The 25,020-nt window shown below is 50.5% G+C and carries 21 protein-coding genes; 12 read left to right on the top strand and 9 right to left on the bottom strand.

Annotation, left to right across the window (positions count from 1 at the left end):
• Nucleotides 1–304: 304 nt before the first annotated feature.
• The 3 genes from DHN43_RS17530 to DHN43_RS17520 all read left to right on the top strand — a co-directional run bounded on the left by DHN43_RS17530 (nt 305) and on the right by DHN43_RS17520 (nt 4,323).
• The gene (locus DHN43_RS17530) at nt 305–1,987 is read left to right on the top strand and encodes a sensor histidine kinase (RefSeq protein ID WP_108819461.1); all 1,683 of its coding nucleotides are present in this window, start codon (nt 305–307) and stop codon (nt 1,985–1,987) included.
• The gene (btsR, locus tag DHN43_RS17525; RefSeq protein WP_108819460.1) at nt 1,984–2,694 is read left to right on the top strand and encodes a two-component system response regulator BtsR; all 711 of its coding nucleotides are present in this window, start codon (nt 1,984–1,986) and stop codon (nt 2,692–2,694) included. The genes DHN43_RS17530 and btsR overlap by 4 nt, the downstream gene beginning before the upstream one ends.
• 183 nt (nt 2,695–2,877) lie before the next feature.
• Complete coding sequence (locus DHN43_RS17520; RefSeq protein WP_108819459.1) at nt 2,878–4,323, top strand: carbon starvation CstA family protein; 1,446 nt, start codon at nt 2,878–2,880, stop codon at nt 4,321–4,323.
• 118 nt (nt 4,324–4,441) lie between these two features.
• Here the strand turns inward: DHN43_RS17520 and DHN43_RS17515 are convergent, their stop codons facing one another.
• On the bottom strand, nt 4,442–6,646 hold the full coding sequence (locus tag DHN43_RS17515) for a TonB-dependent receptor (RefSeq protein WP_208995470.1): 2,205 nt from the start codon (nt 6,644–6,646) through the stop codon (nt 4,442–4,444).
• Between the two features lie 8 nt (nt 6,647–6,654).
• On the bottom strand, nt 6,655–7,983 hold the full coding sequence (locus DHN43_RS17510; RefSeq protein WP_108819458.1) for an MFS transporter: 1,329 nt from the start codon (nt 7,981–7,983) through the stop codon (nt 6,655–6,657).
• 219 nt (nt 7,984–8,202) lie between these two features.
• Here DHN43_RS17510 and DHN43_RS17505 point away from each other — a divergent pair, with 219 nt between their 5' ends.
• Entirely contained in the window at nt 8,203–8,532 is a 330-nt protein-coding gene (locus tag DHN43_RS17505; protein ID WP_108819457.1) for a FeoA family protein, read from the top strand.
• Entirely contained in the window at nt 8,516–10,339 is a 1,824-nt protein-coding gene (feoB, locus tag DHN43_RS17500; RefSeq protein WP_108819456.1) for a ferrous iron transport protein B, read from the top strand. The genes DHN43_RS17505 and feoB overlap by 17 nt, the downstream gene beginning before the upstream one ends.
• Before the next feature lie 6 nt (nt 10,340–10,345).
• Here feoB and DHN43_RS17495 read toward each other — a convergent pair whose 3' ends face one another.
• The 6 genes from DHN43_RS17495 to DHN43_RS17470 form a co-directional block, all read right to left on the bottom strand.
• The gene (locus tag DHN43_RS17495; protein ID WP_108819455.1) at nt 10,346–11,404 is read right to left on the bottom strand and encodes a siderophore-interacting protein; all 1,059 of its coding nucleotides are present in this window, start codon (nt 11,402–11,404) and stop codon (nt 10,346–10,348) included.
• 38 nt (nt 11,405–11,442) lie between these two features.
• Nucleotides 11,443–12,234 (bottom strand): ABC transporter ATP-binding protein, encoded by a 792-nt coding sequence (locus DHN43_RS17490; protein WP_108819454.1) that lies wholly within the window; start codon nt 12,232–12,234, stop codon nt 11,443–11,445.
• Nucleotides 12,234–13,274 (bottom strand): FecCD family ABC transporter permease, encoded by a 1,041-nt coding sequence (locus DHN43_RS17485; RefSeq protein ID WP_108819453.1) that lies wholly within the window; start codon nt 13,272–13,274, stop codon nt 12,234–12,236. The genes DHN43_RS17490 and DHN43_RS17485 overlap by 1 nt, the downstream gene beginning before the upstream one ends.
• Nucleotides 13,271–14,320, bottom strand: coding sequence for a FecCD family ABC transporter permease (locus DHN43_RS17480; protein WP_108819452.1), 1,050 nt, complete (start codon nt 14,318–14,320; stop codon nt 13,271–13,273). Before DHN43_RS17480 ends, DHN43_RS17485 begins: the two co-directional genes overlap by 4 nt.
• Nucleotides 14,320–15,360: an iron-siderophore ABC transporter substrate-binding protein gene (locus DHN43_RS17475; RefSeq protein WP_108819451.1), complete on the bottom strand. Its 1,041-nt coding sequence runs from the start codon at nt 15,358–15,360 to the stop codon at nt 14,320–14,322. Before DHN43_RS17475 ends, DHN43_RS17480 begins: the two co-directional genes overlap by 1 nt.
• A gap of 69 nt (nt 15,361–15,429) precedes the next feature.
• A complete protein-coding gene (locus DHN43_RS17470; RefSeq protein WP_108819450.1) occupies nt 15,430–17,715 on the bottom strand; it encodes a TonB-dependent siderophore receptor in 2,286 nt (761 codons plus the stop codon).
• Between the two features lie 298 nt (nt 17,716–18,013).
• Between DHN43_RS17470 and DHN43_RS17465 the strand changes: the two genes are divergently transcribed.
• Nucleotides 18,014–18,652 carry a TetR/AcrR family transcriptional regulator gene (locus tag DHN43_RS17465; RefSeq protein WP_108819449.1) on the top strand — a complete coding sequence of 213 codons (639 nt, stop codon included), beginning with the start codon at nt 18,014–18,016 and terminating at the stop codon, nt 18,650–18,652.
• On the opposite strand, the gene DHN43_RS17460 is transcribed toward DHN43_RS17465, so the two are convergent.
• Nucleotides 18,616–19,560, bottom strand: coding sequence for a LysR family transcriptional regulator (locus DHN43_RS17460; RefSeq protein ID WP_108819448.1), 945 nt, complete (start codon nt 19,558–19,560; stop codon nt 18,616–18,618). The genes DHN43_RS17465 and DHN43_RS17460 overlap by 37 nt on opposite strands.
• Nucleotides 19,561–19,674: 114 nt before the next feature.
• On the opposite strand from DHN43_RS17460, the gene DHN43_RS17455 reads away from it, so the two are divergent.
• The 6 genes from DHN43_RS17455 (at nt 19,675) to DHN43_RS17430 (ending at nt 25,020) form a co-directional block, all read left to right on the top strand.
• Entirely contained in the window at nt 19,675–20,646 is a 972-nt protein-coding gene (locus tag DHN43_RS17455; protein WP_108819490.1) for a glutathione S-transferase family protein, read from the top strand.
• Entirely contained in the window at nt 20,646–21,572 is a 927-nt protein-coding gene (locus DHN43_RS17450) for a DMT family transporter (protein ID WP_108819447.1), read from the top strand. Before DHN43_RS17455 ends, DHN43_RS17450 begins: the two co-directional genes overlap by 1 nt.
• A 60-nt stretch (nt 21,573–21,632) precedes the next feature.
• Nucleotides 21,633–22,010, top strand: coding sequence for a nuclear transport factor 2 family protein (locus tag DHN43_RS17445; RefSeq protein ID WP_108819446.1), 378 nt, complete (start codon nt 21,633–21,635; stop codon nt 22,008–22,010).
• A 304-nt stretch (nt 22,011–22,314) separates the two neighbouring features.
• The gene (locus DHN43_RS17440; protein WP_063286819.1) at nt 22,315–22,650 is read left to right on the top strand and encodes an SAF domain-containing protein; all 336 of its coding nucleotides are present in this window, start codon (nt 22,315–22,317) and stop codon (nt 22,648–22,650) included.
• Nucleotides 22,650–23,825 carry a UxaA family hydrolase gene (locus DHN43_RS17435; protein WP_199914829.1) on the top strand — a complete coding sequence of 392 codons (1,176 nt, stop codon included), beginning with the start codon at nt 22,650–22,652 and terminating at the stop codon, nt 23,823–23,825. Before DHN43_RS17440 ends, DHN43_RS17435 begins: the two co-directional genes overlap by 1 nt.
• Nucleotides 23,826–23,877: 52 nt before the next feature.
• Nucleotides 23,878–25,020: a mandelate racemase/muconate lactonizing enzyme family protein gene (locus DHN43_RS17430; RefSeq protein ID WP_108819444.1), complete on the top strand. Its 1,143-nt coding sequence runs from the start codon at nt 23,878–23,880 to the stop codon at nt 25,018–25,020.

Below are 25,020 nucleotides of genomic sequence, written 5' to 3'. Positions count from 1 at the left end.
ATTTCACTTTTGGGAACTTAACGACCTTACGTGATCCTCACACTTCATTCTCGCTCCACAGATCAATTTTGCCAGCAAGAGAGCTATCCTCACTGCCAAGAACTAGCGACGTCTCCTATATATTTAGTTCTTTACGCTTCGCGACAATTGCGCGCGTTTAGTTAGGCAGGCGTAATAACTCAAATATATCAAAACTTTAGAGGTAAAGTAATTTGGTGTTCGTGGTCTGCTTGGTGGATTGAAAATCTGTTGTGAGGCGGTACACTTTTGGGGCTTATTCAAGAAACAATAGTAAAGCCAACAAATGGCCCTCATTCTTCATCTGCTGCAGCAAATGTGTGTGTATTTGGTGATCGTTTATATGGTCAGCAAAACGCCGCTGTTTAAGATCTTTACGGAAGACGCCCCTCGCCTACCGCACAAGGTACTTATTTATCTGGTGTTCTCTGGCTTTTGTGTGATTGCTACGACGTTTGGTGAGCAGGTCGACGGGGCTATTGCCAATACGCGTGCCATGGGTGCGGTTTTAGGTGGTCTTTTAGGTGGTCCGGTCACGGGTTTTCTGATTGGATTGACGGGCGGTTTGCACCGCTACGGTTTTGGTGGGTTTACTGATCTGGCCTGTGCGATCTCAACCACCTCAGAAGGCCTGCTGGCCGGAATGACTGCATTTTATTTGCGCACGCATAACAAGCGTGCGTTGCTATTTCGCCCGATGTTTGTGTTTGGCCTCACCTTTGTGGCGGAAGTTGTACAGATGCTCATCATCCTGATTGTGGCCCGGCCATTTGATCAGGCTCTTGCGTTGGTGCAGCAAATTGCGCCTCCGATGCTGTTCGTCAATTCACTTGGCGCAGCGTTTTTTATGAGCATTGTTCGCGATCAAAAGACGATGTTTGATAAACTGTCATCAGCTTTTTCCAGTCAGGCATTAAAGATTGCCGAGCGTTGTGTTGGGGTTTTGGCCAAGGGGCTGAATGAAGTCTCCGGAGGCAAAGTTGCCCAGATTGTGAAAGACGAGACGAATGTAGGGGCTGTTGCAATTACGGACCGCAACAAGTTGCTTGCATTTATTGGTATTGGATCGGATCATCACAAACCGGGAACAGAGATCTCCTCTCAGTTGACTCTTGATGCCATCAAGCAAAACAAGGTTATGTATGCAGATGGTGTTGAAGAGCCCTATGGCTGTTCGCTGTCGTCTGCCTGCAAGTTGGGGTCCTGCCTTGTTATTCCGCTGCACAGCGACTCCGAAGTAATCGGTACAATCAAGCTCTACGAGCAGAAGAACAAGCTGTTCCTGAATATCAACCGAACACTTGGTGAGGGCATTGCAAAGCTTCTTTCCAACCAGATCCTTTATGGAGAGCTGGAAGAAAAGCAGAGCCTTTTAACACGGGCTGAGTTGAAGTTGCTGCAAGCGCAGGTGAACCCGCACTTCTTGTTCAATACGCTCAATACAATCGCAATCATCACAAAGCGGGACCCGGAGAAAGCACGGGAATTGCTGCTGCAACTTTCCAAGTTTTTGCGCATTAACCTGAAGCGCACCTCAGGCCTTGTCACACTTGGTGAAGAACTTGACCACGTGGATGCGTATCTGGCGATTGAGAAAGCTCGTTTCCCGGACAAACTGGATGTTGAGTTGGATGTCCCAGTTGAACTGCTGTCTCTGAAAATTCCGGCGTTTACGTTACAGCCACTCATTGAAAACGCCATCAAGCATGGTATTTCGCAAAGCATTGACGGTGGATGTGTTCGAATTAGCGGGGCCCTGAGCAATGAGCAGGTGGAACTTCGGGTGGAAGATGATGCCGGGCTATATGTGCCACCGCAAAATCGCGAAGGACTTGGGGTTTCACTGGTCGACAAACGCTTAAAAAAACAATGGGGTGAGGAATTTGGCCTGCATATTGAATGGGAAGAAGACGCTTTCACCCGTGTTTCAATTCTACTCCCCGCTCCTATGTTGGAGGCAGCTCAATGATTAGTTGTTTGATTGTCGATGATGAGCCATACGCTCGTGAGGAGCTGAAAGACTTGCTCGCTGAGGCCGATGGGATTGAGGTACTCGGCGAATGCAGTAATGCTATTGATGCCCTTGGGTTTATAAACAAACACAAGCCACAACTGGTGTTTCTCGACATTCAGATGCCGCGGATCTCTGGCATGGAAATGATTGGCATGCTGGACCCGGAAACCATGCCGCGTATCGTGTTCTCTACCGCCTACGACGAGTATGCCATCAAAGCATTTGAGCATCATGCTTTTGATTATCTGCTCAAACCAGTTGAAGAAGACCGGCTCGCCAAGACGCTTGGTCGTGTCCGGTCTGATCTGCGTCCGCAACTGATGGAAGAAATCACTCCTCAGGAACTTCAACACCTCCCCTGCTATCTTGGAAACAAGCTGAAGGTTGTTCCGGTGACTGCCGTTGAATATGTATTTAGCGACCTGTCTGGAATCCATGTGGCGACAGCAGAGTCTTATGTGCACACACACCTTACCCTTAAAGTGCTGGAACAAAGAACCGCATTGGCCCGCTGTCACCGCCAGTACCTTGTCTCACCGGATGCGATTTCGGAGATTGTGTTGCAGGAAACGGGAGCGGAAGTGGTGACACACAGCGGAACCAAGATCCCAGTTTCGCGTCGATACCTAAAAAGCCTGAAGCAGCATTTTGGATATTCATGAGTGCGTATATACACTTAGCCTTATAAGGCCGCTTCACATTTAAGTGAAACTGCCGCGTCTCAATTAACCGCTTATTTGTTTTAATTGCCGCTCACCCCGCCTCATCTGCCGCTTAGCTGAAACCTCAACAACCTGCCCTTGAAACCAGTCTATTCGCTCCCAGAGATTTGTGGAGGAAGAAAGATGTCCTGGTTTCTCTTGAGTATTGGCCTGCTGTTCGGCGGCTATTTTATCTATGGCATGTTTGTCGAGAAGGTTTTCGGGATTAAGCCCGCACGCCAGACACCTGCCCACGCACATACTGACGGTGTCGATTATGTGCCGATGTCCACCAAGAAGGTCTATCTGGTTCAATTGTTGAACATTGCAGGCGTTGGACCAATCTTTGGCCCGATCCTTGGCGCCCTGTATGGTCCGGCAGCAATGCTCTGGATCGTTTTTGGCTGCATCTTTGCAGGTGCGGTGCATGATTACTTCTCCGGCATGCTGTCCGTTCGCAACAAAGGGCAATCCGTCCCGAACCTTGCTGGCAAGTACCTCGGCAGCGGCGCAAAACACTTCATGAACATCTTTGCAATTGTATTGCTTCTGCTGGTGGGCGTGGTGTTTGTGTCTGCTCCAGCAAGCCTGCTCGGCCGCCTGACCGGTGTTGATGTTACAATCTTCCTAGTTTGCATCTTCGCATACTACCTGATTGCAACCATCGTTCCTGTCGACAAGATCATCGGACGCTTCTACCCGTTCTTCGGCGCTCTGCTGGTGTTTATGTCTGTGGGTTTGACCGTCGCTTTACTGCTGTCCAGCGAACATTCCATGTTGCCAGGTGTTGAAGCTAGTGATTTCTTCCAGAACCTGAACCCGAATGACATGCCACTTTGGCCTGCTCTGTTCATCACCATCGCTTGTGGTGCGATCTCCGGCTTCCATGCCACTCAGTCTCCACTGATGGCGCGCTGCATGGAGAATGAACAAAATGGTCGCTTCGTCTTTTACGGTGCGATGATTGGTGAAGGCGTGATCGCGATCATCTGGTGTGCGATTGCTCTGTCCTTCTTCGGCGGCGTTGAAGGCCTTTCTGAAGGCATGGGCGGCAATCCTGCGAACCTTGTTTACGAAGCATCCAACGGTCTTCTGGGCACGTTTGGTGGCTTCCTCGCAGTACTCGGTGTTATCGTCCTGCCGATCACCTCTGGCGACACAGCTTTCCGTTCTGCACGTCTGATCCTGGCTGAATTCTTCAACATGCCACAGAACCAGATGCCAAAGCGTTTGTTGCTGGCGATCCCACTGTTCGTTGGCGGAGCACTCCTGACTCAGGTGGATTTCGGCGTGATCTGGCGTTACTTCGGCGTTGCCAATCAGGCGACTGCTGCCCTGATGTTGTGGACTGCTGCTGCCTATCTGCTGCGTCATAACAAGCTGCATTGGATCTGCACCATTCCGGCAACCTTCATGACTACCGTTGTTGTGACCTTCCTGCTGAACTCCACCAAACTTGGATTCGGCCTGCCAATGACAGTCTCCACCATCGGCGGCATCCTCGCAGCCCTGCTGATTGCCTCAGCAGTCTGGATGAAGGTGAAAGGGAAAGTCGTCGACCACGAAGACGTGCTCGAACCCGGCGAGTAACCCTCCCTCTACTCGCTAAAGCAAAAACAGCGCAAGGATCCTAGTCCCTGCGCTGTTTTTTTGTGTTTATCAGATGGACCTGCAAGCAAGGCAAAGCCCTGTCTCAAATTCACAAGTCTTAGAACGTCTTGGTATACTGCAGGAAAACGCGGCGGCCTTCGGCCAGGACTTCGCGATCGCGTAAGGCTGTTGCAGTGGTATTTTGCTGTTTGGTGTCGAAGATGTTTGAGACACCGAAGCGGAAGTCACCATAGTCAGAGTTGTAACCAGCACTTGCATTCATGGTGAAGGTTGGCTTTAGCTTCTTCAGGTCCCCCTTAGCTCCTTCTTTGCCATTTCGGCCTGAACCGAACACTGCTTCACCTTGAACACTCAAGCCATTTCCGAAATTGTAATCAGAGAACAAAGTAGCTTTGAACGGTGAGCCGATACGGTTATTTGGAAGATCTTCATCGATATCACCGTCTTTGTTCTCATCCCAAACACCTTCTTTATAGGCCAGTACAGCTCCAGCGGCCCAGGCTTCACTCAATTGGCCGCGAATGTTAAGTTCTGCTCCCCAGATACGCTCTTCCGCCTGTGTGACTGTCTGTGTCGCGTCATCAAAGTTCACCCCTTTGTCTGAGGTTGAATAGAAAGCAGAAGCTGCAATTGAGATCCCGTTAGTGTTGTACCTAGCCCCGAGCTCATAGTTATCGACGATGACAGCTTCCGGCGCCACATCAGACACATCAACAACTCCGTCTGCAAACGGATTTGCAGGCATAGCACGGCGTGTGAATGAGCCCACATCCGGTACGGAGAACCCTTGCGAAAAACCAGCAAAAACATCAAGTTCATCGGTCAGATGAATAACGCCACCCAAGTTGAAAACCGTTGCACTGTAGTCTTTATCAGCAGCAGTAAACGTGTGTTTGCCAATCGTTAATGTAGCCGGCTGACCGTTACTAGGACTGTAGTACGGGTTCGGAACCAAAGCGTTCGGACGAACAAAACTGTCCATACTCAGGAAGAAACGTTCATGACGAACACCCCCACGAACCTCAAACATCTCACCGATTGGTGCTTTCACCTGAGCGAATTGCGCGAAACCGTGTTGTTTCATCGGGGAGATGATATCGCGTCCATCCGGCACAGTCTGAGTAATGTCGTTATAGCTATAGTCACTCCCCCAGGTGACAGCCAGGCCTTCATAAACAGCGCTTAAGTCAGCATCAAAAGTTGTACGCACGCCAGCTTGCTTAGCGAACAAAACAGTTTGAGATTCGTTTACATCCGGTAGATATGCGACTGGATTTGCAGCGCTCAGCGGCACATATGCAGCACGCTTTTCAGCATCGTTGTAATATAACTCAACCTTTGCATCGAAGAGCCCTCCAATCTTGTAGAAGTTGAAAGTAGCATTTATATTCTTGCTATCTTCAAGTGGTGGAAGACCCAAGTATGGTTTACTTGGATCCAAGGAAACTGGATCAGTCGTGTAATCGGTTTGGAACTTGATGTCCTGTTCCATCTTCACGAGGTTCGCGTAAAGCGTCACGTCAAATGCATCGCCTTCATAGCCCACTTGGCCAGAAAGGTTGTACTGCTCGATGCCTGAACCTCCCCCTTGACCCGTAATTGGGTCCTCAGAAATCTGCGATCCAGAGCCGTCAAACATGTCGCCAGTGTTCTTGAACTGACCATTTACTTGAACATGAGTATTTTCTTGACGGAATGCTGCGCTCACACTGGTCAGCACATTCAGGCTATCTTTGACATCACGCTCCGATGCTGAGACCGTTGTGCCAACCTCACCTGACCAGCCTTCTTTTTCTGCGGTCTTTGTGATGATGTTGATCACGCCACCTGTCGCACCATCACCGTAAACAGCACTTGCGCCATTGATCACTTCAATTCGCTCGATGCTATTGGGATCAATCAGGCTGAGTGCACGGCTCAATTTGCGCAGCGCAGTTGTGCGTGGAGCGCCATTCACCAGAATCTGTACGGATCGACCACGGAAATTCTGGCCCCCGCCAGACAATGTCTCATTATCAAGTGAGAAGCCAGGAACAAGGCGTTCCAACGCAGAAGTAATATCGCCAGAGGCATCTACCGCGCTTTTCAACTCATCAACACCAATCACCTGCACCGTGCCCGGGATGGAGGAGATGGATTCCTCGGTGCGGCTGGCGGTTACGACGACGGTTAGGTCGGTATCGTCTTCGATGGCATCCTGTGCGGTTGCGATGGATGTTGTTTGAAACATTGCGAAAGGCGCGACAGTGCACAGCAGCACTCGCGCGAAGGAACCTTTGTTCCCCATAGCGACGCGTTTCATATTGCCCCCTAAGTTTTTATCGGTGATGTTGTTGAAAGATCTGCACCTTCGGCAGTTTGTTGCCCCTTGCCGATGGATGTTTTTTTGAAGAAGTGCATGCTCGCCAAAATACCTGCGACTGAACAGACCGTCGCGAGCGAGAAGAGGATGCCGTAGCCGGAATGCTGCGCGATAAAGCCAGCAGCTACGCTACCCAGCATGTAGACGAATAGATTTGCGCAGCTGAGAATGGTGAAGTCGGTACCAGCTTGCTTGAGCGAACTGACGCGCATGAATGCGCTGTAAAGACCAACAATTTCCATGTAGCGGATGAAGGTGTTGGCGGCAGAAAGGCCAACGAGCACTGCGACACCGCGATAGTCCAGCAACGCTACAGATGCGTAGCCGAGGAAACACAAAGTCCTCAAAGTGCCAATAAGCCAGAGGAACTGCATCAGGCCAGCTCGTTTGATCAGCACCACAGCAATCGCTGAACCGCCCAAGCCAACGCAAGCGGCTGCACCTCCGCTAACCAATCCGATCTGTGAAAGAGAAAAGCCGAAGTCCACCAGAAACGCTTGCTCAACGCCTTTCACGAGCCCCTCAGGCAGGCGGAACAGCAGTGCAAAAAACAACAACATCAACGTGTTGTTGCGCTTTACAAATCCAATGATCGATGGCCGTGGTTTGCTTTCTCCATCGACACCTTTGTCTTTCCGTGGGTTTTCCTTGAAGAAAAGCAGTGGCAGCAAAGTGAGAAATGACAGGCCAGCAGCTGTTTTAAGGGCAAAACTCCACCCCCACAGATCATGCAGGAACAGAGACAGAGAACCACCGATCAACACACCTGCGGCAACACTGCCTCCCTGGACTGCATTGCCAAGGGGCTGGTCTTTCGGGGCGAGGTGTTCAACGGCAAAGCCATCTGTCGCAATGTCCTGTGTAGAGGAGGACAGCGCCAGAACCATCAGTAATGGAAACAGGATGTGCAGTTGCTCGGCGACATTGAGTGTTGAAAGGTAAGTGATGATGCCCACGGAGATAAGCTGCATAGGGATGATCCAGCTTCGGCGTCTTCCAAAGGCAGCGAAGGAATAACGGTCAACAATTGGCGCCCAGAGGAATTTGACAACCCAGGGCAGCATCAAAAGTGCCATAGAGCCAATGCTGACAAGACTGATGCCTTGTGCGCGGAAGATCGCCGGCATGGCTGCAGCGACAAGATAAACCGGAATAGCCTGAGCTACATAAAGCCCCGCCAGCACGATAATGACTGAACGGGCTGTACGATCACCTTGCTCATTTTGTGAAGTTGCGCGCGCCTGCCCTGCAATATGGGCACTGCTGTCGTTAGCCATTTTCTACCTAGCACTCAACGGCCTGGCTCGAACGAGTCGTTCTGGCTAACCAACTAATGATTTTTAACTAGAGAATTACACTCATATTTTCAATCACTACTTGCAAGTTATTCGCAATTAGATCTTATGGGGAAACTACAATAATTTCTGCTTTAGCTAAGTTTTCAAGCCAGCAGCAACACGCTTCTAACCAGTTTGCTGAGAGGAGCTTGTGTATTTATGAGTTTAAACCTCAACTTCATCCCAACGCCCCAAAAACAGATTATGAGCAGTGCACCGAAAACACGCAGTCTCGATCACCTTCTCAAAGGCGAAAGAGCCATTGTGCGAGAGATCAAGAGTGAGGAAACATCTGATGGACGCGCTCTGGTCGTTCGCCTGAACGCACTCGGGATCAACATTGGAAAGGAAGTCAGCGTTATACGGCTGGCTTGGTTGGGTGGCCCCATGTTGCTTCGTGTCAATCAGGTAACACAGGTTGCGATCCGACGTTCTGAAGCACGTTGCGTTGTTGTGGAGGAGATCAAAGGCGATGAACCCTCGGCCTGAGGCAGGTGCCCAGAGTACCCCACGTATTGCACTTATCGGTCAGCCAAACACTGGCAAATCCATGCTGTTTAATCGCATCACCAATGCCCGCGCCTCCGTTGGCAACTGGCCAGGCATCACCGTTAATGTGATGCGCGCGCGTGTGCCTTTAGCAGGGCGAAACGTGGAATATGTTGACCTGCCGGGTATTTATAATCTGGAAGGCGGATCTGAAGACGAAGCCGTCGTGAACCGGTTTTTGACAAAATTTCCGATTGATCTGGTTATCATCGTTATCAATGCAGCGCAGATTGAACGACAGATCCTGATGCCTTTGCAGGTGAAGGCGCTGGGACTGCCTGCTGTTGTCATGCTCAACATGTGCGATGAAGCTCATAAGCTCGGCATCACGTTTGATCTTGAGCAGTTGCAGAATTCTCTCAAGATGCCTGTAGCTTTGATCAGCGCCAAATACGGCACCGGCTTTGACGATGCCATGAAACAAGTCTCGAAAAGTTTAAGCTCTGACTTTGCCAGCAAGCCGGTTCTGGCGGACTATGACTCGCTGTTCAAAACACTGATGACCGAGGAAACGCTCGATGATGCTTTGAAAGGTTGCGTGACTCTTCCCAAAATCTGGCCGAAAACACTGACAGAAAAGCTGGATCAGCTGTTTTTGCATCCGCTGCTGGGCTTGCCTATGTTCTTCCTCAGCATGCTGGTTATCTTCTCCGTGATCTGGGAGATCGGCCTTCCTTCTCAGGATCTTGTGAGCCGAGGTGCTGACTGGGTACAAACGATACTGCTGGAGCCGAGTTTGGCCTGGGCGCCTGTCTGGCTCAATAGCTTCCTGATCAATGGCATATGGCTTGGTCTGTCGACGGTCGCATCATTTGTGCCGCTTCTTGTGCTCTTCTTCTTTTGCATGGCCGCTGTTGAAGATAGCGGGTATCTGGCGCGTGCTGCCTTTTTGATGGATGCTCTGATGCGCCGCGTTGGGCTGGATGGCCGCGCTTTTGTGATGCAAATGATGGGGTTCGGTTGCAATGTACCCGCATTAATGGGCACGCGGGTCATGCGTACCCGCTCCTTGCGCCTGCTGGCTATGCTGGTTATTCCATTTTCGCTCTGCTCTGCGCGCCTTGCTGTGTTCGTGTTTATCATCAGCGCCACCTTTCCCAGTTCCAAGGGAGCGCTGGTGTTATTCTCCTTTTATGTGATCAGCTTCCTCGCCGCTTTTTCAACGGCTGCCATCTTCAGCTTTTCCAAGCAGTTCAAGAGCCAGGAACCTTTCTTGTTGGAGATACCCCCCTATCGGATTCCGACAGTCAAACAAGTTTTACTCAGAGGTTGGGGTGAGGTGCGTGAGTTCATCAGAAGAGCTTCACGGTTCATTATCATCGGCTGCATTCTGGTTTGGTTATTGACGAACCTGCCAGTTGGCGCAGAAGGATTGAATACCTATGGCGGCCAACTGGGCGTTTTACTTCAACCGATCATGGAGCCAATCGGCATCAATCCGTATCTTACTCTGGCACTGATCTTCGGTTTTATCGCCAAAGAGATCGTCATCGGATCTTTGTCTACAATCTACGCACTATCTGCCAGCGGTGTTTCTCAAGCCATTTCGATGAGTGTCACACCGCTGGAAGCCTATAGTTTCTGCTTGTTCTGCCTGCTTTACACGCCTTGCCTAACAACCATTGCGACGGTGCATTCAGAAGGAAAGTCATGGCAGTTCACCAGTTTCTCGCTGATCTTGTCTCTAAGCTATGCCTGGCTGGTGTCATTCCTGTTTTATCAAGGCGCAAAGCTCTTTGGGTTTTAGGAGAGCTTATTCCTCCTCCCAAAACCCCGCGATGTAGCAGTTGTCGGCTTTGAAACCAACTTCATTGCGGAAATACTTGCGCGCTTTCTTGGCAGTTTTCTTTTCCGCAGCAAACCAGAGGAATGCCTCCTGAACCTCAGGGATTTCTATTTGTTTTGCAGCTTCAAATAATCCGTCATGACCATGAGTATCCCGATAAATCCACTCAAGGCTCATTATCTCAGGTAACGGGATTGGTGCTTCCATACCTTTTTTTGAAACACTGATGATCACCGCACCTTTCGTACCTGCAGGAGAACTTTCGAGAATGCGTGAGATAGCTGGAATGGCTGTTTCATCGCCAGCCAACAACAGATACTTGGCCTCAGGAATCCACCCGCCACCAGGGCCAAGCAGACCAACCTTGTCCCCTTCGTTGACGCGAGCAGCCCACTCTGCTGTCGGCCCGCCTTCATGCAGGAAAACATCAAAGTCGATAGTCGTTGCTGACTTATCAAACTGGCGAACAGTGTAGACAGGGCGCATCAATTCATAATCACCCTCAGGCCAGACCGTGCGGCCTTTGTCATCCCAATAGGGCCATCTGGCTTCAAAACCCAGATTTTTCGAGAACAACAGACGGAAGTGCAGCCCACCTTCAAAGAAGCGCTCAATTCCCTTCGCTGCAACGGTTACCCGTATGAAATTGGAGCTGAAAGCCGCTGTTCTGACAACCTGAACTTCGAGAAAGTTGGGCGGGTGAACGCCTGCTGTAAAATCCCTGCTCCAGACCATCTGAGGTGGAATGTTTATGTCAATGTGGCCAATAAGATGCTCGACACTCTCTTTGAGAAGATGCAGTGCCTCTTGAGATGGTGCTGAGATCACCAGCTTTGCCTCTGCATCTGCCTTCAGAAACTCAACCATTCCGACTGGAGAATTCACGCGGTAGTGGGTACTGGTAATTTCTTCCAGCGTCAGATTATGGAGTTTTGCTTCGGCAGCAAAAAGCTCAATGGCTTTGGCAAACTCGATACCGGGAATGAGGCTTTCGATCTTATGAAGTTCTGTTGCAGTGGTTGTCATCAAAGTGCTCGTCTTGTTCTATCGAAATATTGTTGGCATCAAGCTGGAACAACCAGCGGAGTACCCTTCACCGGATCGGGCATCACGTAGCATTCCAGACCGAAGGTTGATTTCATAATGTCTTGCGTGATGACCTTGGCTGCATTGCCCTGCGCTTCAATCTGCCCGTCCTTCAACACGATGAGATTGTGAGCGTAGCGCGCAGCGAGGTTGATATCGTGCAACACAGCAACGATTGTCATCTGTTGTTCTTCATTGCATCGCTTCAACAGCTCAAGCAGTTCTATCTGGTGGGCGAGATCAAGAAAGGTGGTTGGTTCATCCAGCAACAGCAGATCGGTCTCCTGTGCCAGCGCCATCGCAATCCACACACGTTGACGCTGCCCACCTGACAACGAGCTGAAAGGCTTGTCTCGCAGCTCAGTCACTTTTGTCATATCCATCGCATTTTGAATGGCCACTTCGTCCTGCCGGGACCATTGGCGCCAAGCAGACTGATGAGGCGTGCGGCCTCGGCTGACCAGATCACCGACAGTGATACCTTCAGGCGCGACAGGCATCTGGGGCAATATACCAAGACGCTTGGCAACCTCACGGGTAGGCTGCTTATGGATGGATTTGCCATCCAGCAATACAGTGCCAGCACTCGGCTTTTCCAGCCGGGCTAATGATCGCAGAAGCGTTGATTTTCCGCAGGCATTGGGGCCAATTACGACAGAGATCTGCCCCTTTGGAATAGTCAGGTTAAAGTCTTTCAGGACACTATGAGATCCAAACGAAAGCCCAAGACCCCTGGCCTCTAACGGTGTGTGTTCTTTAGGATCAAGCATTAGATGAGGTTCCGTTTCGCCTGCCGGGCAAGCAACCAAATAAGATAGGGCGCACCGATCAGAGCTGTAAAAACACCGGTCGGCATTTGAAAAGCTGCAACCAGTGTGCGTGCTGCGGTGTCAGATAACAAAGTGACGAGAATGCCAATCCCAGCAGCAAGGATGAGCGCTGATGATGGAGTCCGGGAAAGCTGACGTGCTATGGGGCCGGAGACGAACGCCACAAAAGGAATTGGGCCAGCAACCGCGACAGCTGTCGCGGTCATGACCACAGCAACAGCAACCATGAGCAGTCGAAGTCCATTCACTTTAAGACCAAGCCCGGTTGCCAGATCCTCATCAAAGGCGAGCCTGTCCAAAAAGTACTGCAACACAATACCCAGTGAGCCCAAAGCCACAAATGCAACAGCAACAGGAGCAATATCTTCGCGCTGCACTTGCCCAAGGCTGCCAACAAGCCACTTGGCCATGTCAGATGCGCGCTGAATATCAAGCTGCGACATGAGGAAATCAGCACATGCCAGCAAGGTGAACCCAATACCAATGCCAACCATGATCAACCGGAACAGATCCAAGCCGCGGTGCCAGGACAGTGCAACAACAAGAAGCGCCGTCAGCACACCACCAGCCACAGCACCCCAGAACACGTAGGCGGCCGATCCAAACAGGAAGATCGTCAGTAACGCACCAAACGCAGCACCTGCATTGAACCCCAGCACATCTGGTGATGCCAGTGGGTTACGCATAAGTGCCTGAAAGATTGCACCGGACATGCCCATAAGACCGCCCACAAACACCCCGACAAGAATACGCGGCATCCGCACATCCAGCAGGATGAGCTGGTCTACACCGCCCTCCCCGCTGAAGAACAGCGGAAGGATGCGGCTTGCCGCGATGGGATAGGCTCCATACCAAAGCGCAGCAATCACCGAAACAAGGTTGAGTGTTAGCAAGACTATACCAACCACAGCGCTGCGCTTGCGCATGAGCAATGCACCACCGGGTAGCGGAATGACGAGATGATGACTGAGCAACTTCATAGAGACATCATCCTTGTTTTTCTGATGAGGTAAACGAAGAACGGACCACCAACCAAGGCCACTGTGACTCCAATTTGCAACTCACGACCTTCAAGCACTATTCGGCCAAGAATGTCTCCGGACAGCACAAATAGCGCGCCCAGCAGAGCTGAGAACAGCAGCAACCAAGCGCTGTCCGCTCCACTAAAACGTCGTGCAACATGCGGCACAACAAGCCCTACAAACGCGACTGGCCCAGCCAATGCGACGGACCCGCCCGAAAGGCAGACCACGGCGAACAAACTCAGTCCTTTGACAAGGCCCATTTTAGTGCCAAGGGATTTCGCTAAATCCTCACCAAGCGATAAAGCATTAAGCCAACGCCCGAGAATAAGACAGACCAGAAAACCAACAGCAAAGAACGGCCAGAGTTGGAGTAGAATTTCCGGCTTCACACCTTGCAGTGACCCAACGACCCAGAAGCGATAGGTCTCCAGCGTTTGCTGGCTGACCAGCAATACACCGCGCACCAATGCCAAGAGGAACGAGCTGACAGCAGCTCCAGCCAAAGCCATACGCAAAGGGCTGGCACCGCCCTGCCCCAGATTGGCAAGCCCGTACACCGCAACACTCACCACAAATGCACCAGCCATCGCGGGCCAGATGAACATCCCAGCTGCTGAAATGCCTGCTCCCCAAATGGAAAGCACAACGGCCATGGAGGCACCGGCATTCACCCCGAACAGTCCCGGATCAGCCAGCGGGTTGCGGGTTACGATCTGCATGATGGCACCAGCCATTGCCAGAGATGCACCAATCAAAAGCGCACCTATGAGCCGCGGCACACGCATTTCCATAATCACGATATGATCCGGATTATTCAGATCAGTTGCCAGCAAAGCATCACTGATTGCCGAGAGTGGAACTGCCCGCACACCTGCACCAAGCGACACCACAGACAAAACAACCAAAATGGCTACAAACGCCAGTGACCAGCCACCTCGAGATTGACCGGAGTCAGCAAGACTATCACCAGTCGCAACTCGTTGAGCGGTTTCAGCAAACATCACTGCCCCTCCATTTGCTGTGCACGGGTGATGCCTGCTTCAACCGAAGTTGCAACAGGTGTTGCCGGGTTGCCATCAATCGCTGCTGCGATCAGCGGTTCCAGCTGGTCCAAAGCAAAGCTCAGGCTGAGTGGTGAGGAATGTGAGAGGGCAGCTGCGATCATAGGCGTTGCCACCACCTCACGGCCTTCATTGTAGGCGCGCATTGTTGGTCGGAGTCGCAAAGTGTTGATTTGGGAGGCACCTGAGCCAAAGTCGAGCCAGATCAGCACATCCGTATCAATCGGATCCAAATCCTCTGGAGAAACACGAACATAAAAAAGATCACTGCGAACAAGCGTTTCTACTTTTTCAGAGACAACAAACCCAAGATCACTCAGGAATCGGCCTCGCAGATCTGAGGAGGGATAGGCCCCGATATCTCCCGGCCACACAACCACAGCAGACTTGCCGAGCCATGCCGGATTGCGGGCCTTAATGGCCGCAAAGCGAGCTTCCAGATCCTGCACCACTTGCTCACCTTTTGTAGTGCGCCCAACAGCCTTTGCTATTGTGCGTGTCATCTGCTGCCACGGCGTTCCGTAATCCCCAAAGCGCTCTTCAGGCACGAGAACGGGCGCAATCTGCGAGAGTATCTTGTACTGAGAACGGGTCATTCCAGACCACAAACCCAGGATCAGATCAGGTTTCAGAGCAGCGATCTGCTCCACATTGATCTCACCCCACATGACTGTCGGCTTGGCATCCCCCAGAGCAGGTTGCGCCCAAGGCCAGACACCACTCGGATAGCTACCATACCAACGCCGAAGCGCTACCGGCTTCACTCCCAACGCCAGAAGGAAGTCATGCCCAATGAAGCTGACAGAAACGATCCGCTTAGGCTCTGCAATGACCGTCGTTGTCCCGTACTGATGCTCAAACACCACTGGAAATTCAGCTGCTGTCGTCTGCTGAAGGCCCAGCAAAGTCACAGCAAGGCACAGCACAGCGCTGTAAAACAGCAGCTTCATTTTTTTGATGCATGCGTGGATGGTTTGCATGTCACTCTCACAAAACCGGCCACGGACTGAAAAGCCCGTGGCATCACCGTATTTACTGATTGAGAAGCTCTAGAAAGTACTGGTCAACTGCAACCGCAGCTCACGTCCCTTGCCATATGTGCAGTTGTGGGAGTCCATATTCAGACTTGCAGGCACAAGCGATGCAAGTGTCGCTTTACCGCAATGACTAATATATGACTTGTCCGCAAGATTCCGGCCTGTGAAAGAGAGTTTGAAGTTTTGGTATTCATAACTCACGGCCGCATCCAGAAGTGTCACCGGATCAAGCTTAATCGCGTTCTCATTGTCACCATATCGGTCTCCCAGATATCGCGCTCCAGCGGCAACACTCAAACCATCTAACCAGGTATTTTCCGCAAAGTCGTATTTGAGCCAGAGGGAGCCTGCATGCTCTGGAATGCGCTCAAGTTGATTTCCTAAAAGAGACGAAGTTGTATCTTTTGTGACTTCAGTATCCAGATAGGTGTAGCTGCCGAGCGCAGACAAACCACTGTATAGCTCAATTGCACCTTCAAACTCCAAGCCACGCACCCTGACCTCTCCGGCCTGGATCGACGCTGGCGCAGGTCCTGCGTGGTTCGGGTCATTTGTCAGAACATTATCTTTTGTAATTTGAAAACCGGCTACGCTGAAGAAACCATCAAAACTTGTAGGTGCATACTTGATGCCGACTTCAAACTGCTTTGCATAAGTCGGTTTGAAGGCTCTACCCTCCTTGGTCGTTCCAGCAGGAGGAGCATCAAAGGATGTCCCATAGCTCGCGAAGGGTGTGATGCCGTAATCACTCACATATGAGAGACCAATACGTCCGGTAAGCGCACGGTCAAATGTTTGCTCATCCGCCACTACGGCAAATGGCTCAGGTCTTTGCCCTTTGGTGTCTCGCTCTAGCCAATCATGACGAACATTTAAATCAAGCCGGAACTTATCAAGTATCTTGGAATTTGCTGCAGCATACAATCCGGTTTGCGTAACTGATTGATCTGAGAACCCTGTATAGTCGCTCAACAAAGCCGCGTTAATTCCTGGCAGGCTAGGTAGGAGATTTGTAATTTGGCCCGTAAAGAGGTTCTTTTCTCCGGCATACCCGCTTCCTAAATCAGCTTCGGAATAGCCTTTATAGTAATCCAGACCCGCAATAAATTGCGTCTCAACCGCCTCAAATGTGGCATCAAACTTGAGTGCGGTATCAATGGATCCCTGATAGCCAGTTTCTTCGACTTTGTTTTTGACAAGAACAACGGTATCAACACCCGAAGCCTTCGGAACCCCACTTGCTAAAAGCGTGTCAAAGTCTATTGCGCCCCCATTGTAGGCACCATCATAGGTAATATTATTATAAGCCAAGCGTGCACGCTGATAGAACTCAAGGCCATTGTCGAACTGGTGATCAAACTCATAACCAACATAATGCTGGTCACGGTTCAGCCCTTTGCGATCCGGATCACCGGCAAATGTGTCGTAGTCGAAACTACCCTGACTATTTGGCAGCAGAGTCCCATGTTGCGGTAGTATCTGCCAGCTCTCACCCTGAAAATCTTTCTGGTATTGAGCCAGCAATGTAAGTTTTGTGTTGTCGCCAAGCTTTGCAGTTATAGATGGAGCAAAATAGAACCGGTCATCATTCACATGATCCACTTGGGTATCTGACAAACGGCCAACTCCAACCAACCGATAGCTGATTGGAGAACCTTCTGAGAGCGAACCTGTTACGTCTGCAGCAAGTTGTTTACGGTTGTTGTTTCCATAGGTTGCTTGCAAAATCGCAGAAAAATCTTCTTGCGGGCGCTTGGTGACAGTGTTGACCAGGCCGCCTGGCTGGTTCGCACCAAACAAATCGGAGGACGGGCCACGCAGCACTTCAACGCGCTCGACACCAAATGGCTCAATGTTCCAGCCACCCCAGGCAAAAATTCGCAACGGCAACCCATCGCGGTAGTTAAGCCCACCAACAGCGCTTTCAAAACCACGAATTGCATAGTTATCGTAGCGAAGATCAAATCCGTAGATCGCAGGTACAACACCAGCGCTGTAGGAAATCGCATCTACAATAGATTCAGCGCCCTGATCTTCCATCTGCTGAGAGGAAACCACCGAAACAGATCGCGGTGTTTCCTCGATCGGCAAACCAATACGGCCAGCACTCGCTGTCTCAGTTGGGACATAACCTAGGGTCGGCGCCAACGCGTCTTCGGCAACGGAAGAGCCGTATACAACAACTTCATCCAGATCTTGATTGGGAGGACCCGCCTCTTGCGCGTTCACGATTCCAGCAAACAGCAGCAAGCTAATAGAGGAGCCAGACAGAAGCGCAGACTTGTAGTGGATACCCATGTTTTAAACACCTATCCCACTGATAATCGCTCCAAAGATGTCTGGCTTCTGGCTTGACGTTTAATTTGGCTGGAGCTCAATCATTTGATTTTTCAATACTTTTAGAATTAACAGCAACTTCCGATCTAACGACCAAAAAGTTGAGCAATCACTCGATTTTGACTCCAATAGATAATATGACTTTATAAGTCAAGTTATTCAGTGAGTATATCTGCTAATTTGTTTCTTAAGGGCTTGCCACCGGAAATCTTGTTGTGCAGAACACGGGAAAGCGAGCTTTACAAAGGACAGCCAGCCCATGCCATCCATGAACGCGCAATCACTCGCTTTGCGAAAGAAAGCCAAACAACAACGCTCACGAGAAAAAATCGAACTTATCCTGCAGACAACGCTGGATATGCTGAGCGAAGGTCAGGTTGATAAGATCAACACCAATGAGATTGCCCGCCGTGCTGGCGTCAGTGTGGGGTCGCTTTACAACTTCTTTCCCAACAAACAATCCATTCTTTATGAGCTGTTTCGCCGTTGGCTGGAAAATGCTTTGACCGGACTGGATGACCTTGATGCACGCTATGATGGCAGTGAGCCAATCCGGGACTATATCGATGATATGTTCGAGCAAATGGCAATCAATGCACAAGCGAACACTGCAGGCCATTGGCAGCTTCGCCGCTCCATGAACTCCTCTAAAGAATTGTCAGAGCTTGAAGAAGCGCACATGGACCAAATTCTGGCGCGCTTCATCCGTATCCAGGAGAAGTTTGGCCGCCAACTCCCAAACAACCCGCACCGCCTCGCCTATCTCCAAAACCTCATCAGCGTCTCCTGCCTCAACATCGTCGCCCTCACAGCAGACGAACAAGAACGCAAAACCGTCATGCACTGGTGCAAAAACCTGCTCTATCTGGTGTTTGATGTTGAGAGGCTGGAGGGGTAGAGCCCCTCATCCCAGTAAGGTTCATCGCCACCGATTTCTGATGAGATGAAGTCGATGAAGCTGCGGGTTTTAGTGGGGAGGTATTGACGGGCGGGGTAGACGGCGTACATGTTTTGGGTTGGTAAAGTGTATTCTGGCAAGACTTGGCGTAATTCTCCTGATCTTAGGTAATCACCTGCTGCAAAGGTGGTCAGTCGACCGATTCCGCAACCACCTAAAACAGCAACTGTGAGGGCGTCGCCATTGTTGACTTGGAAATTGCCAGAGGCTTCGATTTTGATGGGTCCGTCTGCACCCTCTAACGTCCATTCTTGCTGGTCACTAAAGTATGCGTAATGCAGGCAGTTATGGTGATGCAAGTCTTCCGGGTTTTCTGGCATCCCAAACTCATCCAGATACCCCGGAGAGGCTGCCAGCACGTTGCGGCAAGGTGCTATTTTTCGAGCGATCAAGGACGAGTCCTGAAGGCGCCCTCCTCTGATTGCCAGATCAAATCCGCCATCAACTAAATCTACCAAGCGATCATCCATGATCATATCAATGCTGATTTCTGGATTATTCTTGAGGAACTTAGGGATCAGGGGAGCTATATGTAGCCGGCCAAATGTCATTGGGACATTTATCTTTAACCGCCCCTTCGGCTTGCCCTGTAGCTGCGCAACGGCACTTTCTGCTTCCTGTGCTGCTGCCAAAGCATCTACTGCGCGAGCGTAGTAAAGTTCTCCTGCTTCAGTGAGGCTAATGTTGCGGGTGGAGCGGTGGAGAAGACGCGCACCAAGATGTTCCTCCAGCAAAGAAATCCGCTTGCTGACAGCTGACTTTGAAACGCCGAGTTGCCTCGCAGCAGCGGCAAATCCCTTTTGCTCAACCACCGTTACGAAAACGGGTATTGCGTTTATATTTTCCATTCGCCCATCTTATTCGTTCTCTTTTTCTCACCGACAAGTTTCCATATTAGGTGATTATCGCAAAATAAGAAACTTACTAAGTTCTCTTTAGAAGAAGAGGACAATCCGATGGCTATGATGCTTATCAATGGGCAACTGCATGAAAAACCCAAAAGCAGTGACGGAACCTATCGCCCTATCAGCAGCGATATTCGCAACTGGATAGAGCCGGATGTGACTGCTGAGTTTCCTGCAGAAGTAGATCGCTACCATCTTTATACATCACATGCGTGTCCGTGGTGCCATCGTGTGATGGTGATGCGATCATTAATGGGGTTGCAGGGGATCATTTCTGTCAGCGAGATGCATCCGGTCATGGGGGATAAGGGATGGCAGATTGACCAGACCTTGTTTGATGATGTAGCAGGTGTTCCAAGAGACGCATTTATTTTTGAAGTCTATTTGCGCGCCTTCCCCCAGTACACCGGCGCGCTTACGGTCCCTCTCCTGGTCGATAAGAAGACAAACAAGATCGTCAGCAATAATTCAGCGGACATTATGCGGATGCTGAACACAGCTTTTGCTGGTCTGGCTTCCTCAAACATCAATTTTTATCCAGCAGCATTGCGCGGGGAGATTGATGAGCTTGCTGATTTCATTCAGGAAAACGTGGGTTCTGGTGTCTATCGCGCTGGCTTTGCAACTTCTCAAAGTGCCTATGATGCTGCTGTTTCCAAGTTGTTTGATGCTCTCGATCTCTTGGAGGTGCGGCTGAGTGTTCGGCGTTATCTGGCAGGAGCTCAAATCACCGAAGTTGACTGGAAGTTTTTTGCTAGTCTCATTCGGTTTGATGCTGTTTACGTAACACATTTCAAAACCGATCTGCGACGCATTACAGATTATCTTAATCTCAGCTCTTATCTCCGTGAGCTCTATCAGTATCCTGGTATCGCAGAAACAGTGAACTTCCAACGTATGCGGGAGCACTATTTCCGCAGCCACCGTCATCTCAATCCCACAGGTATCGTTTCAATTGGCCCGCAGTCGGACCTGCTGAAACCGTATGGGCGTGACCTGACCAGTGTCTTCCAGAAAGGAGCTGCTTAATGGATCGTCAAGTAACTTATACGGAAACTGGAAAGCACAATAATCCAACGGGTTACATCATCCTGATCGGGGCAATTGTTGGCGTTAATTACGCTCTTGCCAAGCTTGTGACAAAAGCTGAGGTCACAGCACTGAGCGCAACATTTGCGCAGTTACTATTGGCGGGTTTGTTCCTCTACCTCTTGCTTCATCTGAAGCATGAGAGCCTCTCGCTGAAACGCCGCCATATCAAGTATTACATCATCAATGGCTTTCTTGGGATCACAGTGCCTTCGCTGGTTGCATACCTAGTCCTACAGCATATTCCAGCCTGGCTTTTGACTGTTCTTGTAACTCTATCGCCTTTGATTACGGCGGTGCTCTCATCAATCGTCGATGGAAAGCTGATTGCAACACAGCGGCTTGTCGGGATTTTGGTTGGGCTTGCCGGGATTAGTTTTGTGACACTCAGTAGTGCTCAAGTCAGTCAGTTTGATCCTATCTGGATTTTGATTGGGACAGGCATGCCTTTGTCGCTGGCAATTGCAAACATCTACCGCAACAAAGCCTATCCCAAAGACGCCTCCTCAGTTGGGACTGCAACCGGGACCATGTTCTCTCAAGTGCTGTTGCTGCTGCCTTTGCTTCTTCTTGGCGATAGTCTGCCAGCGGTTGTCGAGCCAATCCAGGACATCTGGTGGATCATCCTTGGCATCGGATTTCTTAGTGCAGCGAGCTATGCTCTCACGTTCTTTATTCAAGACAGAACGGACAGTGTTGGCTTCAGCCAAGTCGGATATTTTGCCACAGTTTCAGGTATTTTGGTTGCTGCACTGGTGTTTTCAGAACCCATCAGCATGGCCATCTTCGCTGCTATTGCCGTTCTGTTCTTTGGACTAGCACTGACAAACGGACACATTCAACTCACGAAACTTCGAGCTCCCTGAATACTGCCCTTTCAGATGCAGCAACCACTCTCCCAACCTAAAAGAACGATAGGAAAGAAAATGACATCCCTCACTAAGACACACGTAGATGCACGCGACTTTGCCAATAAGCTTTATCAAGCCGTCGACTCTTTGAGCGCTGAGGCTGTCGGATCTTTTCTGGCACCAGACGTACGGTTCCAACTTGGGAATTTTGATGAGATTTCAGGTTACCAGCAGGTTGTCGATGCAAATGCAGCCTTTTTCCAATCTATCGCAGCTATGTCACACACACTCAAAGACGCCTGGAGTGTTGGTAATACAGTCATTTGCACGGGCGCGGTGCATTATACGCGTCATGACAAAAGCACACTCCAAATCCCTTTCTCAGCTGTTTTGAAGCTCAATGACACTCTGATTTATGACTATCAGGTCTATGTCGACATTTCTCCACTTTAGGAGAAATAGCTGATCCCTTCCTGGGTAGAACAGGGAGACTCATTTGGTGGCACGGCGTGAAGCTTTTGGTTTTGCGCCGTGTTTTTTTTTGTAAAAAGCCCGTATTTCTGCTGGATTTTACTTAGTTTTTCCTAGCTGAGAACATTTATCAGCCCCCAGCACCCGAAATTTTTCAAAGCCAAGTCGCTGAATTTTAATAATTAATTCCCCCGCCACCTCGATTGTTAGACAATATTGATTTTTCTCAAGACTTGATGTGTATTTTATGTAATAGTCGATTGTAGGACAATCGACGGAGTACATTATGATCAAGGCACTTCGCCTTAATGCTGCAGACAATGTTGCAACCCTGCTGGAAAATGCCAGCAAGGGGGAGACAGTTCTGGTGATCTCCGAACAGAACGAAAGCTTGGGAGAGCTGGAGCTTCTGCAAGCTATTCCCTTCGGCAACAAAGTCGCACTGCGCCCCATGAAACCAGAGGACCAGCTGATTAAAGGCGGCGTCGCAGTCGGCAAAGCAATCAAACCTGTTCCTCAGGGCCAGCTTGCTCACGTTCAAAACATTCGAAGCTTAAATCTGGATATTCCAGAGGTGATGATCAACGAAATCATCACCCAAATGGAAATTGAGGTGGACTGATGCAGACGTTCAGAGGCTATCAGCGAGAAGATGGATCTGTCGGCATCCGCAATCTCATCATGGTTATTGCTGCCGATGAGTGCGCGGAAGGCATCGCACGTGCGATCTCTGAGAAGACGCCCGGTACTGTTGTCGTCACCAATTACAATACCTGCATGTATGGTGGCAACGAAGAGATGATTGGCACCATGATCAACGCAGCGACCAACCCGAACATCGCCGGGGCGCTGGTGATCAATATGGGTTGTGGCAGCATTACGCCTGACCTTGTGGCTGGGCCAATCCGTGCAACCGGGCGTCCTGTTGAGACCCTCACCTGCATTAAAGAAAGCGGAACAGTTTCGACTATTCGCGAAGGGTTGAAACGGATTGCCAAGATCGTTGAGCATGCCGATGCAACACCGATGGTGAATGCTCCAATCAGCAAGCTGCTGGTGGGTATCAAATGTGGTGGCTCTGACACCAGCTCTGGCATTGCTTCTAACCCAAGTGTTGGTCTTGCCGCGGATAAGCTGATTGATATGGGTGCCTCTGCTGTAGCCGGTGAGCTTCTGGAATTGCTTGGCTGCGAGCATATTCTTAAAGAGCGGGCTGTCACCTTAGAAGTCTCTGAGAAGATCGACCAGTTGATCAGTGATGAAGAAAAGCGCTGGCATGTGGAAGGCACTCAGGTTGAAACCATGAGTGTTGGTAACAGCATTGGCGGCCTGACAACCATCGAAGAAAAATCACTCGGCGCTCTTGCAAAAACGGGCTCCAAGCCAATTCAGGATATCTTGCGCATCAATGCGACTAAGCTGGAGAAGCCAGAGGCTCCAGGCATGTACTTGTCTGAAACGACAATGCTTTGTGGTGGCTCAGCGATGCATTTTGCAGCACTCGGCTGTCAGGTGATCCTTTGGACCACTGGTGGGGCTGGTTTCAATAATCCGATTGTTCCAGTCATCCGCGTCAGTGGCAACAGTCAATTGATCAATGAAGACATCGACATTGATGCAACCGGCATCATGCGCGGTGAAGACAGCCTTGAGAAGGTCTCCGAACAAATCCTGAAAACACTCGAAGGCGTGATCAATGGCGAGAAAACCGCCATCGAAGACTTTGGCTACGCTTACTGTTCGCTCATTCAGAAAGATCAGCGCGTCGAGCGTTTGCTTTCCATCCCCGCAGAATAATTAAAACAACGCGCAGGCCTTCTTTGAGGACCGGCGCATCAGGGAGAATAAAATGAAGATCACTGATGTTGAGGTCATCCATCTTCGTGTCCCGCTGCTCGCACAAAATTGCGAGTGGGGCGAAGATGCACTGATCGTACGCATCCACACCGACACTGGTCTGGTGGGGCTTGGGGAGTCAGACAGCTCGCCAACCGTGATTGCAGCACTCATTGAAGCACCGCAGTCCAACTTGTATTGCACGGGTCTGAAGTCCCTGCTGATCGGCGAAAATCCACTTGAGATCAGCCGCTTATGGAACAAGATGTATTGGTCCAGCAACTATGTTGGTCGTCGCGGTGCTGGCGTTCATGCCATGAGCGCTATCGATATTGCACTGTGGGACATCTCCGCCAAGCACTATGGTGTGCCACTGCATATTCTGCTGGGAGCGAAGTATCGTGATCGGATTCCGGCTTACGGCACTTTCATCCCGGCAGATAACCCAGAAGACAACCGCAAGATCGCACAGGATCTGGTCGCAAAGGGCTTCACCAGCCTGAAATTTGGCGGCGGCATTCTGGGCGATGATCCAGACACTGATTATGAGATTGTACGCGTCGTGCGTGAAGCAATCGGTCCAGACATACAGTTGCAGATCGACCTTGCCACCAAATGGCGCACTGCCTCTCATGCTTTGCATATGTGTAAGCGTCTGGAACCTTTCAATCTGCACTGGATTGAAGAGCCCGTCATGGCTGACGATGAACGTGGCTATGTGAAACTTGGAGCTCAGGCTTCTCAAAAAATTGCTGGCGGTGAAGCTCTGACCACATGTCGCGAGTTCCACGACATGCTGGAGCGTTGTGAGCCAGACATCATTCAACCAGACATTACGCGTTGCGGTGGCATCACCGAGATGCGCAAGATTTATGACATGGCGCAGATGCGCGGTGTCCAACTCATTCCTCATGGGTTCAGCACAGACATTCTGCTCGCTGCATCTGTGCATTTCCTTGCCTCCTGCGAGCAAGGAAACCTGATGGAATACTCCCAGAGCAATAGTCCGCTTGTTGCGGGTAACGGGCTGGCTAAAGAGCCAGTGGTCTTCGCTGAGGGGCAGCTTGTTGTTCCTGATCGCCCAGGCCTTGGGATCGAGCTGAACGAAGACCTAATCAAAAAATATCAAGTGAATGCACAACCTGCTTACGCTTGA

The sequence above is a fragment of the Pseudovibrio sp. Alg231-02 genome (assembly GCF_900143565.1).
Classification (GTDB): Bacteria; Pseudomonadota; Alphaproteobacteria; order Rhizobiales; family Stappiaceae; genus Pseudovibrio.
The sequence above is the reverse complement of the archived record's forward strand: the minus strand, read 5'-3'. Positions and strand labels throughout refer to the sequence as shown.